Raw genomic sequence first — 12,318 nt, 5'->3', positions numbered from 1 at the left:
CGGCAACACAGCACTACACCACATGCTTCTCCACTCGTAATAGACGCGCTTTCGGCGCGACACCGATAGGGGAAATCAGCGCAGCGAACGGCCTTCATGGCCCCTTCGCCCAACATCCATCCGGCATGGCCCCATGCCATCCGGACGCCAGCCCGCCGCCTCACCGCGCGCGGGCTTTTTCGTTTCATCTCCCATTTTTCAGTTTCTCCCACAAGACCGCCCCGGCGGCTTTCATCCCACGAAAGGTATTACTTATGGCACTGACAGCAAACGGCATCGACAGCGTGATCGTTATCAGCAAACAAAGCGCCGAAGGCAGCAAGGCCGCCGCCGGCGGCGGCCAGATTTATCCCCGCGTGACGGCCACCTTCGACACGGAAGCGGACAAATACGCGAGCGCCGAAATCGACGCTAGCCAGCAGCAGGGCGATACCCGCCTGGGCAACTTCCGCACCACGGGCGCCATCAAGGCCGAAGCGGCATGCGGCACGTACGCGCCGCTGATGGCCGCGCTGCTGCGCCGCGACTTCACGGCGGGCGGCGTGGCTGCCGCGCAAACGACCATCGCCGCTGCAGCCTCCGGCCTGACCCGCAGCGCCGGTTCCTGGCTGGCCGAAGGCTTCCGCGCCGGCAGCGTCGTGCGCATCACCGGCATGACGGCACCGGCGGCCGCCAACAACGCGAAGAACTTCTTCGTCACGTCGGTGACAGCTACCAACCTGAATGGCCAGTTCATGGACGGCTCGGCCATGATCGTCAAGGCGGCCGGCGACTCGGTCGGCGTGGCGGCCGTGGGCAAGCGCAGCTTTACTCCGTTGACCGGCCATACCACCGACTGGTTTACGGCCGAAGTGCAGGACCCGAACATCGGCGTGCACCGCAGCTTCGTCGACCAGTTGGTCAGCAAGATGGATATCGCCGTGCAGCCGAACGGCATCACCAGCCTGGACTTCACCCTGATGGGCAAGTCGGAAGGCCCGACCACGGCCGTGCCGCATTTCGCCACGCCGCTGGCCGCGCCGGGCACCGGCAAATTCTCGGGCGCCACGGCGATGCTGTCGGTGAACGGCATTCCGTCGCAGATCTGCACCGGCATGTCCGTCTCGCTCGATGGCCAGGTCAAGGTCGACCCGGTGATCGGCTCGAAGTACGCCACGGCCGCCTCGCGCGGCAAGGTGATGGGCTCGGGCCAGTTCACGGTGCTGCTGCAGGACGCCACCTACCTCGACTATTTCAAGTCCGAGACGGACATCCCGCTGGCCTACGCCATGGCGTCGGGCACGGCGCCGGCAGCCGACGTGCTGGCGCTGGCCATGGGCCGCATCAAGATCACCTCGGCCAAGATCGACGATGGCGAGAAAAACAAGATCGTCACCTGCGCCTTCGACGTCCTGCGCTACAAGGGCACGGATGCGCAGCATGAAGCGACCACCCTGACCATCCAGGACAGCGCGCTGTAAGCAGCCAGCGCCTGCACCGGGGCCGCCGCGATGGCGGCCTTTTTTTATATTTTTCTACTTCATCCAGAAAGTATCACACATGAACAACGCGCAAAAAATCCAGGCAGGTTTCGACATCGGCAATATCCACGCGGCGGCCACGCCCGTCACCCTCGACGTGCCAGTCATCTTCGACGCGGACGGCGAAGCGGTGGCCGGCCTGACCATCGTCGGCAAGAACAGCGAGCAATACCGCGTGGCCAACAACGCCGTGCGCGCCGAAGGCTACAAGAAATCGGCACGCCGCAAGACGGCCATCGACGCCTCCACCGACGAAGGCGCGGAACTGCTGGTGCAAGCCATCGACGGCAACCAGAAGCGCCTGGCACTGGCCGTGGTCACGGGCTGGTACGGCTTCACCAGCAACGGCGCACCCGTGCCGCTCGATCCGGCGCTGCTGGAAGCGGCCTTTGAAAAGTATCCGACCTGGCAGGAAAAAGTGACCACCGCGCTGGAAAACGAGTCGAATTTTTTGAAACTCTGACGGCCAGCCTGCTGCGCTACGCCGGGCACCAGTTCGAGCGCGGCGCGCGCGCGGCCGATGGCCATGCCAAGGGCGAGCATATCGATGCCGCCCGGCGCCATCCGCTGTACCGCGCGCCGCCCGAGGAGGCGACGCCACCCATGCCGTTCGAGCTGGCCCACGTGTGGGAATGGTTCGCACAATTGAACCGCAAGCGGCAGAACGGCATGGCCGTCAACCCCATCGCCAGCACGGAAATCCTCGCCTGGCAGGCGCGCCACGCCATCGCCATCGAACCGTTCGAGCACCAGCTGCTCGACCAGCTCGACGCGCTGTTCCTGTCGCATCAGCATGCGGCGGGCTGACCCGCATTTTCCAACCCGGCCGCCATGCGCGGCCTTTTTTAGGGGCCAAACATGCCAGAGATAACAGAATTAAAACTTGTCATCGACTTGACGAAGGCAACGGACACGGTGCAAGTGCTGAAAGCAATCAGCGAGGCCAGCCTGGCCGCGGCCGAAGGCCTGAAAGTCGTCAATACGGAGGCGGAATCGTCGGCGTTGTTGCTGCGCGCCCAGGCGGAGCAGGCACGCGATGCCACCGCCGCCGCAAAGGCCCTTGGGGCATCGAATGCGGGCGAAGCGAAGTCGCTGGCCGATGCCAGCAAGGTGGTCAACGGTCTGGGTAATGCCTATACGCGGCTGGCGGCTTTCCGCGCCGCAGGTAGCCCCGCCACAGCCGGCGCAGGCGCCAAATATGGCGCTTTTGCGTTTGAAGAGCAGCGCCAGGACAAGCTGGACACCGCAGGCAAAGAGGCTGCCGATGCCAAGGCAAAGGCGTCACCGGAGGCGCCCACGCGCAAATATAGCGAGGCGGAGTGGAAGGAGGCAGGTGAATTTGCCGGTCAATTGGCGACAAAACTGGAGAAGGCCTTTGGCAATGTCGGCGGCACCATCGGCAAAATGACCACTGCCTTGCTGGGATTCGGGAAGGCGCAGGACGATATCGATTTTACCTTTGCCAAGGAAGTGAAGGAGGACCCGTCCGAAAAAGGGCAGGAAAAGGCACAGGAAAACAAGAAAAAGGCCACGGTCAAGCAGTATCACGACATGGCGACCGCCGCGAAGGGCTTTTTCAAAGAAAAGTCGGCCGGCTATGAACTCATGGAAAAGGTGGAAAAAGGCTTCCGCGCCTATGAATTCGCCATGAATACGAAGTCGCTGTTTGAAAAACTGACGAGTATCACCCTTGTGACGACGGCAAAAACTGCCGCGACGACGGCGGAAGTCGCAGGCGCGGCGGCATCGGTCGGACCGGTAACCGCCGCGGAAACGGCCAAGTCCAGCGCGTATGGCGTGTCGGCGCTGGCATCGGCTTTGGCGGCGCCGTTTCCTGCCAATATCGGCGCATTTGCCATGGTGGCCGGCATGCTGCTAGCAATCGGCGTTGCCGTTTCTGGCGGCGGTGGCGGTGCCGATACCACCGCCAAGGACCGGCAGGCTGCAACAGGCACCGGCACGGTGCTTGGTGATTCATCCGCGAAATCGGCGTCGATCGCAAACAGCCTGGAAATCATGGAGAAAAACTCCGGCCTGGGCCTCGCGTATTCCTCGTCGATGGTGGTCTCGCTCAAGCAGATCGTCTCGGGCATCGGTGGCTTGGGCAGCTTGCTGGTGCGTTCGGACATCCTGACGTCCGCGCTGGGCACCAAAGGCAGTTCCAGCGGCGGCGTCATTGGCAATGTCGTCAGCAGCATCTTTGGCGGCAAGACCACGGTGCAGGATGTGGGGATAGTCACCAACTCGTCGAGCCTGGGCGACCTTGATACTAAGCGCTTCAACGTGAATTCCTATGTCGATCTCAAGAAGTCCGGCGGCTGGTTTTCCAGCGACAAGAAGTCCACGAATCTCACGGCCATGGGGACGGAAACGAATGACCAGTTTACGAAAATCGTGCTTGGTCTGCGCACGAGTATCGTCTCTGCGGCCGACTTGCTGGGTGTCGGTGGCGATGCCTTCACCGCGCGCTTGAATTCCTTCGTCGTCAGCCTGGGCAAGATCAGCCTGAAGGACTTGAAGGGCGAGGAAGTGCAAAAGGCCCTGGAAGCGGCCTTTTCGAAGCTGGGTGACGACATGGCGAAGTTCGGCGTTGGGGGGCTGGAAAAATACCAGGCCGTGGGCGAGGGCTATCTGGAAACCTTGGCGCGTGTGGCCAACAACTACATGCAGGTGTCGGATGTGCTGGCCGTGCTGGGCAAGTCGTTCAACAGCTCCGGTCTTTCCGCCGTGGCGCTGAGCGAAAGCCTGATTCAAGCGGCGGGCGACCTCGATACCCTGACCAGCGGCACCAGCTTCTTCGTGCAGAATTTCCTGACCGAGGCCGAGCAGATGGACCCGGTCACCAAGTCGGTGCGTAGCGCCATGGCGGCGCTGGGACAGTCCGGCGTGACGACGAGCGAGCAATTCAAGGCGCTGGTGCTGGCGCAGGACTTGAACACGGCTGCTGGTCAGAACATGTACGTGCAACTGCTTGCCATCGCCGAACCGTTCAAGAAGGCGGCCGATTATGCGGCCGACCTCACCGCCGCCACCGGTGAACTGGCCGAAGTGAACAAGACGGCCAGCGACATCGCCAGCGAACGCAAGGACATGCAGCAGCAGTTGAACGAACTGACGAAAACAGAAGCGCAGTTGCTGGCTGCCCAGCGCGCCGGCGTCGCCGATGCCAATCGCGGATTATTCGACCAGATCCAGGCCGTCAAGGCGGTGACCAGCGCGAAGGATGCGCTGGCCAAAGCCTACGAGACGGAATCCGTGGCGGCCAAGTCGGCGCTGGAGAAGTCGAAATCGTGGGTGACGACCTTGAATGGGCTCAATTCCAGCATGGCTTTGGGTGCCCAGTCGACGCTGACGCCGGAGCAGAAGTACGCCGAAGCGCGGGCACAGTTCGAGAAAACCCTGGCGGCTGCGAATGCGGGCGACACGACGGCGCAATCGGGGCTGTCTGCCGCGGAACAGGCATTTTTGACGGCCTCGCAAGTGGTCAATGCTTCCGACGCCCGCTATGCGGCCGACTATGCCCGCGTGGTGGAAGCGAACAAGGAAGCGTTGAAATGGGCGGCCGCGCAGGTCGACGTGCAGCAGGCCAGCCTCGATGCGCTCAATGCCCAGGTGTCGGGCTTGATCAAAATCAACGACAGCGTGCTGACGGTGGCGCAAGCCATTGCCGGTCTGCGGGCTGCGATGGGTGGTGCGGCGGATCTGGGCGTGCAGCTCGGTAATCCTCCCGTGGTCGCCGCGCTGGCCGCGATGACTTCTCCCGTGACAGCGGCAGTCTTCGACCCCGTGCGCTACTCGTCGGCTGCGAACGTCGGCTCCGACGTGCTGGTGGCCGAAATCCGCGGCCTGCGCGAAGACAACCAGGCCATGCGCGTGGAGCTGGAAGGCTTGCGCGCCGACCAGCGGGCGCAAACGGGTGCCACCATCCAGGCCACCTTTGAATCGAACGCCAATGCCGCCAGGACGGTGGTCGATGGCGTGGATAAATCATCCCGGGCATCCGCCTGGGCCAATGCAGTGAAAGGAGAATACGCATGACCGATGCGCAATTTCAGGAATGGCTGCAAAGCCCGTCGGCCATCCGCATGGTGCTGATCGAGGCGCAGGTGAATGTGGGCGGCAGCGAGGTGACGCGGTATATCGCTTCGCGGCCCTATGTCACCGGGCCGCGCGAAGTACCGGCCAATACCGCGTACCAGCCGCTGGCCAAGGGCGGGCTGGCCTTCACGGAACAGGTCAGCCTGTCCGGCGAGGCGGGCCTGTCGGGCGGCGATATCGAACTCGATAACGCCGATGGCGCGCTCGATGGCTGGCTGGACGACGTCTGGATGAACCGGCCGGTCAAAGCTTGGGCCGGCGATCCTTCCTGGCCGCGTGCCGACTTCCAGCTGGTCTTCGACGGCATCATCGCCGACGTGGCCAGTGCCGGGCGCGAGTCGGTCAATCTGGTCCTGCGCGACAAGCTGCAGCGTTTGAATACGCCGATCTCCGAAGCCAAGCTGGGAGGCACGACGCCGAACAAGGACGCCATCTTGCCGATTCCGTTCGGCGAATGTCACAACGTGGCGCCCTTGCTGACCAACCCCGCCACTCTGGAATACGGTTTTCTCGGCGCGGTCGAAGCGACGTTCGAAGTGCGCACCAACGGCAAGCCGATCGCCGTGGCCTTGAATGACCAGGCGGGCCGTTTCAACCTGACGACCGACCCGTTTTCCACCACGATCACGGCCAGCGTGCAGGGCGACAAGGGCGGCGGTTATGCGCCGCGCATCGCGCCGCTGGTGCAGCGCATTGCCACCGCCTACGGCAAGGCGGCCGACCGTTTTACCGCGGCCGATCTGGATCTGGCCAACCTGGCCGCCTTCGATGCGGCCCACCCGCAGCCGGTGGGGCTGTATGTGGCGGACCGCACGAATCAGGCGCAGGCCATCCAGCAACTGGCGGCCAGCGTGGGCGCCCAGGCGATCATGTCGCGCACCGGCCAGCTGCGCCTGGTGCAGATCGCTTTGCCTGCGGCCGGCCTGCCGCTGTCGATCGGCCCGGAGCAGATGCGCGAGCGCTCGCTGCGTCCCGCGCAGCGCCTGCCGGTGACGGCCGCCGTGAAGGTCGGCTTCGACCGGAACTACACGCTGCAGGCTGGCCTGACGACCAGCATTCCGCCCGCGCATGCGGATTTGTATGCCACGGAATGGCTGACGGAGACGGTGGTCGATGAAGCCGTGCGCGCACGCTATCGCCTGACTGACGATCCGGTGCAGATCGATACCTGCCTCAAGACGCGGGCCGATGCCCGCGCGGAAGCGCAGCGGCGCCTGGCCCTGAACAAGGTGCCGCGCACCATTTACGAATTCGATGGAGAACCCGAGATGATGATGCTGGAATTGGGGCAGCCCGTACAACTGCGCGCTGAACGCTTTGGCTTGCAGGACGGCGTGCCGGGCGTGGTGGTGCTGCTGTCGCGCTTCTGGCTGACGGGCAGAGCGACGGTGGGGGTGCTCGTATGAGCGCGATTGTGGGGGAACGCGATACGCTGCTGCAGGCGACGACGGAGCGCTTCAGCACGACGGCCGATGGCAAGGCGATCCTGATGTCCGCCAGCACGCCCGTTTTTCGCGTCAATAGCGCCGGCGCCGGCGCGCCCGGATCGATCGCCATCACCGCCAAGCCGGTCAATGTGGTGGGCGATATCGTCTTTTCCGTATCGGCCGGCACGGCGTTGCGGGTAAATGGCAACGTGGCCACCGTCGATTTCGCCAGCATGACTACCGATACGGCACTGGTGCAGGCACGCATCCGCGAATTTGGTGTCGATTACCTCGCCAATTACATGGTCAGCAAGGTCTTTGACGGCGCTGCCGGCGAGACGGGCCTGGCCGGATTGAACACGGGCCAGGCCTTCGCCTACAAGCGCGCCGCCGCTGCGCCACCCGATTCGCCTGGCGATGTGATCTTCACCTTTTCCACGGGGGCCATCACGACGCCGGCCGGCAACGACCTGGCCAATGGCTGGTCGAAGAATATCCCTGCCGGCACGGCGCCGCTGTACGTGCGCGTGGCAGCCGCCAGTTCACGCAATGCCACGGACAATATCGCCGCCAATGAGTGGGCGGGGGCGGTGCAACTGGCCAAGGATGGCACCGACGGCTTGAACGTGGCGCCCGTGCGCATCTACCAGCGCGGCGCGACCAACATCGCACCGGCACTACCGAGTACGGCATGTACGTTCACCTTTGCCACCGGCGCACTGACGGGTCTGAACAACGGCTGGTCGGCCCAGGTGCCGGCGGCGGGCGGCGCCTATCTGTTCACATCCGGCGCCACGGCCGCGTCGCGCACGGCGACCGACGACATCGCCCCAGGCGAATGGGCCGCCGTTGCGCGCCTGGCCGCCGATGGCGCCACCGGCCAGCGCGGCACGGTGACGGTGACGGCGCCCGGCTATTCGGCCTGGTCGGATGCCTCGGCCGTGTATGAATTGGGGCGTGCTGGCTATGGCGCGCCGATCAACCGCGACGTGGTGACCTTGTATGACGCGACGCATGCGGTGACGAAGTATTTTGAGAATGGCGCATGGCTGGTGCTTGGGACGGTGCTGAACGGCAATTTGTTGGTCAACGGGTCGGTGGCTACCCAGGCGCTGGCGGCAGATTCTGTGACAGTAGAAAAGATTGATGCGCGCGGCCTGAGCATCAAGGATTCAACTGGCAAGATTATTCTCAGCGCTGGTACGCCCTTGACGTCGAACTATATGAATGCAGGGATAGGCGCGGGCAATTTGATCAGCAATTCCGCTCCCTCACCGCCAGCAGAAGGTGTAGGAGGACTTGGGGGCTTTATCCTGGACTACACCTACTCACTCGGTACGACTACTTTTGCGCCGGGCTATGCTCCCTACGTGCCAAGCGGCGCTGGTGGTGTCTATGTTCGCTGCACTGGAGTTGTGCCATCTGGCACCACCGCCGCTATTGTGGGTATAAGGCAGGGAGCAGTAAATCGTAAGTTCCCCGTGATTCCTGGCGTGCGTTATGAGTTTAGTGTGTACATGGGTGCTCACCGCTGCCGTGGGGCTGTAAACGTTGCTTTTTACGACGGCAGCGGGGCCTATGTGTCGGAGTTAGCCGGAAGTATTGTAGATAACGTGTCGGCTTCGGGGGCGTTGGCTAATTTCCCCCGGTCAACGCTGTTTGTTGCCGCTCCCGCAGGCGCCGCTTACGCAATGTTACGTAGCGTGCTAGTTGGCAACGGGGGAACCGACGCGTATCTTTTCCTCTCCATGTGGTACTTCGGTATGGCATTGCCCGCGCAGACGGTGCCGTCAGCCTGGGCGGATGGACCTGGGGCGAGCTTCGGCGACAATGTTTTCGGCCAGATCACGCCGTCCTCATCTCCGACTTACATCGGCAACGCGGCCATCGTTAATGCGCAGATTGGCGGCGATATTTACAGCAGCAACTGGAGTGGGAGTGGCAGCACGACGGGATGGTGTCTGGATCGAAATGGAAATTTGCACGCGAATAGTGGCACTTTTCGCGGTGAACTGAGTGGTGCTTCTGGTTCGTTTTCCGGGAAGTTGACGGCAGAAACCGTTATTGCCGGACGTGGTCAAAACGAAAATAATACGACGTTCATCGATTTTAATGCTACCGGCAGTATGCCGTTTATTTATGCCGGTTCAGGAGCAGTGCTTATCACCGCCGATGGAAAAGGGTCTTTCGCTCGCGAGATATTATCGCCGCCGAACGTCAGGGCCAAGGGTGTGACGAAAATTGCGCCGGGGCGTGTCGGATTGATTAACGGCGAATACCGCCCGTTTACCGTTTATATCGATACCGAAGTACCTTTCGATCCGACGTGGAACCAGGTTGCTTCGGATACCTTTTTGGCCAACGCGACCATTGCACATGGCTTAACCCTTCCAGGTATTGGATGCAATGGATACAGCGAATCAACCGTTGTTGTTGGCGATGGCCTCAACAGTGGCAATGTGTTTTTGCCTGTTGATGGTCGAATTTACATTCGATTCACATGGACACCTGTCAATGGTAACGGGTGGATCGAGCCAACTGAGGTCACATGGAAACTGGTGAAAGTTTAATGAAAAATCTACGTATTCTCTACGACAACGCCGCGGACCGCGCGATCTTGACTGCATCGAGTCAGGCTGGCACCTTGGGACCGGCTAACCTGCAACGCGACCACAAGTCTTCCGTGCTGCGCTCGGCGGGTGCTCAGTTGAACATTGTGGCGACCTGGCCGACGGCTGAACTGGTGGCCTGTGTGGCGCTGATCTTCACCAACATGACCAGCAGCGCGCGCATGCGCGTGCGCGGTTATGCCCAGCCGGGCGACGCCGTGCCGGTACTCGACACCGGCAGCATTTTCCCGTGCCCGGCTGCTGTGCACGGTTCTTACCCCTGGGGTGTGTTGCCGCTTGGATGGAATACCTATCAGTGGGGTGGCGTGAACACTTGGCCGCTCGGCGGAGGTTCCGACGGCGTGGCATGGTTCGCCCCTGTGCGCGTGCGTCGCCTAGTGATCGACGTGTCTGCGCCGCAGAGCCCGGAAGGCTACCTGGAAATCTCGCGTCTGGTGGTGGGCAACTACTGGTCACCGCAACATAACGCAGAGTATGGCGCCCAGGTGCAGATGCAGGATAGCAGTGAAAATTACCGCACGGGTGCAGGCAACCTGAAAACCGTGCCGGGTACAACCAGCGACAAGCTGAGCATTAACTTGGCGCACCTGACACCGATGGACCGCGCGCGCTTCATGCGCATCCTGCGCGAGAACGGCAAGGGCAAGGCGATGCTGTTCAGCTTGTTCCCTGAAAATCCGGACCCGCTGCTGGAGCAGGACTACATGCTATATGGCAAGGTCAGCAATATCGAGGCCGTTACTACGCCGTACTTTGAAACTTATTCTGCACCACTACAAATCGAAGGAATTTAAATGGCTGATAAATTTTATGATGGTATGCCTAACGTCAACGAGAAATTGAATGACATGGATCGGGCGTTTGCGGCGGGACCGTACAATGCATTGCCATTGTCCGGGGGGAATATGAAGGGCACGATCTATTCGAATGCCCCGATCGTCACATCTCAATATGTGCAAGCTTGCGCGTATGGCCCAGGCCCAATTGTGAATACTGGTATGAAGACAGGCTGGTGGCGAATCGGGAAGTTTAATTCCGCACAGCAGGGAACGGAGGCATCAATTCGTGTAAGTGGAACCACGTCATACGGCGCTATTGTCGGGATGTCGAACGCCATGGCAACCATTATCCAGCTCCGGGTAGACAACGACAGCAAGATACGCGGTGTTTTCCATAACGAAGGTGGCACGACAAATAACACGGTATCGGAAGTGACCATCGCGGATGATGGTCAGGTATATATCCTGTGCGGCACCTTCTTCTCCCTTGCCGTTTATTGTGAGTCCACCTGCTGGCAGGATTCTGACGTATCGTATTACGGCGTGGCTGCTGAACCCCCGGCCGGAACCTTGGCTAGCTCCATCTTCGGCTTGAAACTTGGTGCGCAGAATACTGTAACCTTCGAGCGGCAGCGGACTACTTTCGATTCTTCGTCAGTTTTGGTTGGTCCAAAACAAATAATTGCCGGAGGGATATCTAGTACTCTTTGGGCAAGCGCTCTTCGGGCGCCGAATGATGGGGCGGCGGGGGGCGCTGGCATATATTATGAGGTGCTCTCCATGGGCGTCGCATCGGTTCCAGGCTATTCCAATGCAGGTAGATTTTTTTGGAGTGCCCGTAGTCATCCGGGGAGCTCTGGAAAAGGATTCCAACTACGTTTGAATGCTGTCGATGCAAGCTTGCCTGACAATGTCACATCAGTTCTGGATATTAATGGCACCGGCGACCTTACCCTGCCAGGCGTTATTACTGCTGGCCCAGTTCTCCCGTTAAGTGCGCATCAGTTAACCCGTAGGACTGTAGAGTTCGGCGAACTTTGCTACGTCGGGCGCGTAGAGACGGGTGTAACTTCCTCGTGTTTTGCCATTCGAGCGTCCAATGGCGCCGGCGGTTGGGGCAACAGTGCTTCGGTTGCATACATAGGGAGAAACTCCACGACATCGCGCTCGATTAGCGCCGCTGGCACCATCAACGCCGGCGGTACCGATTACGCTGAGTATATGTTAAAGGCACCTGGATGCACGGGTATTCTTCCGGGGCAGATTATCGGCATTGATGTTGATGGAAAACTAACCGACCAATGGCAGCGCGCCATTGCCTTTGCTGTCAAATCGACTGATCCTTGTATGGTTGGCGGGGACCGGTGGGCGCGGCATTTGGGGGAGCGGCCAGTGCCTGTTGAACGTCTCATGCCTTCCACGCGTCAAGTGCTGCTCAGTGAGGCTGTTGCTGGCATTGACGCCGTGCTGGAAGTGGTCGATGGCAAGCTGGTTGAGGTTGCGCCTGCCGTGCCGGCCCGCGAAGCGCAATATCGCCAAGAAACAATACCTGGAGATACCGATGAAGAATGGGGCCTTAAATGTGCACCTGGCCTGGCATTTGAGGCGGCTCTGGAAGCGGCGCGCCAGCAGGTTGACCGTATCGCTTTCTGCGGCCAGGTACCTGTGAACGTCTTGGATGCCACGCCGGGGCAGTACATTGTCCCGGTGCAGAAAGGTGAGGGCATCGGCGGCCTGGCCGTGCGCGAGGACGACATGACGTTCCAGCAATACACGCGTGCCATCGGCAAGGTCATCGCCATCGAAGACGATGGCCGTGCTCGTGTAATCGTGAAGGTGGCATAAAGATTGTGCTTGCTATATC

At 61.1% G+C, this 12,318-nt stretch carries 8 protein-coding genes; all 8 read left to right on the top strand.

The window, feature by feature from the left end; all coding sequences use genetic code 11:
* Window positions 1–254: 254 nt before the first annotated feature.
* The gene (locus OPV09_RS19025; protein ID WP_338679113.1) at window positions 255–1,460 is read left to right on the top strand and encodes a phage tail tube protein; all 1,206 of its coding nucleotides are present in this window, start codon (window positions 255–257) and stop codon (window positions 1,458–1,460) included.
* A 79-nt stretch (window positions 1,461–1,539) separates the two neighbouring features.
* A complete protein-coding gene (locus OPV09_RS19020; protein ID WP_338679112.1) occupies window positions 1,540–1,983 on the top strand; it encodes a hypothetical protein in 444 nt (147 codons plus the stop codon).
* Window positions 1,926–2,327 carry a phage tail assembly chaperone gene (locus OPV09_RS28420; protein WP_425324058.1) on the top strand — a complete coding sequence of 134 codons (402 nt, stop codon included), beginning with the start codon at window positions 1,926–1,928 and terminating at the stop codon, window positions 2,325–2,327. Before OPV09_RS19020 ends, OPV09_RS28420 begins: the two co-directional genes overlap by 58 nt.
* Before the next feature lie 51 nt (window positions 2,328–2,378).
* Complete coding sequence (locus tag OPV09_RS19010; protein WP_338679111.1) at window positions 2,379–5,558, top strand: hypothetical protein; 3,180 nt, start codon at window positions 2,379–2,381, stop codon at window positions 5,556–5,558.
* Window positions 5,555–7,024, top strand: a complete 1,470-nt coding sequence (locus tag OPV09_RS19005) for a hypothetical protein (RefSeq protein ID WP_338679110.1) — start codon at window positions 5,555–5,557, stop codon at window positions 7,022–7,024. The genes OPV09_RS19010 and OPV09_RS19005 overlap by 4 nt, the downstream gene beginning before the upstream one ends.
* Complete coding sequence (locus OPV09_RS19000; RefSeq protein WP_338679109.1) at window positions 7,021–9,615, top strand: hypothetical protein; 2,595 nt, start codon at window positions 7,021–7,023, stop codon at window positions 9,613–9,615. Before OPV09_RS19005 ends, OPV09_RS19000 begins: the two co-directional genes overlap by 4 nt.
* Complete coding sequence (locus tag OPV09_RS18995; protein ID WP_072453212.1) at window positions 9,615–10,469, top strand: hypothetical protein; 855 nt, start codon at window positions 9,615–9,617, stop codon at window positions 10,467–10,469. Before OPV09_RS19000 ends, OPV09_RS18995 begins: the two co-directional genes overlap by 1 nt.
* Window positions 10,470–12,299: a hypothetical protein gene (locus OPV09_RS18990; RefSeq protein ID WP_219327189.1), complete on the top strand. Its 1,830-nt coding sequence runs from the start codon at window positions 10,470–10,472 to the stop codon at window positions 12,297–12,299.
* Window positions 12,300–12,318 lie beyond the last annotated feature (19 nt).

The sequence above is a fragment of the Janthinobacterium sp. TB1-E2 genome (assembly GCF_036885605.1).
GTDB classification, from domain to species: domain Bacteria; phylum Pseudomonadota; class Gammaproteobacteria; order Burkholderiales; family Burkholderiaceae_D; genus Janthinobacterium; species Janthinobacterium aestuarii.
The sequence above is the reverse complement of the archived record's forward strand: the minus strand, read 5'-3'. Positions and strand labels throughout refer to the sequence as shown.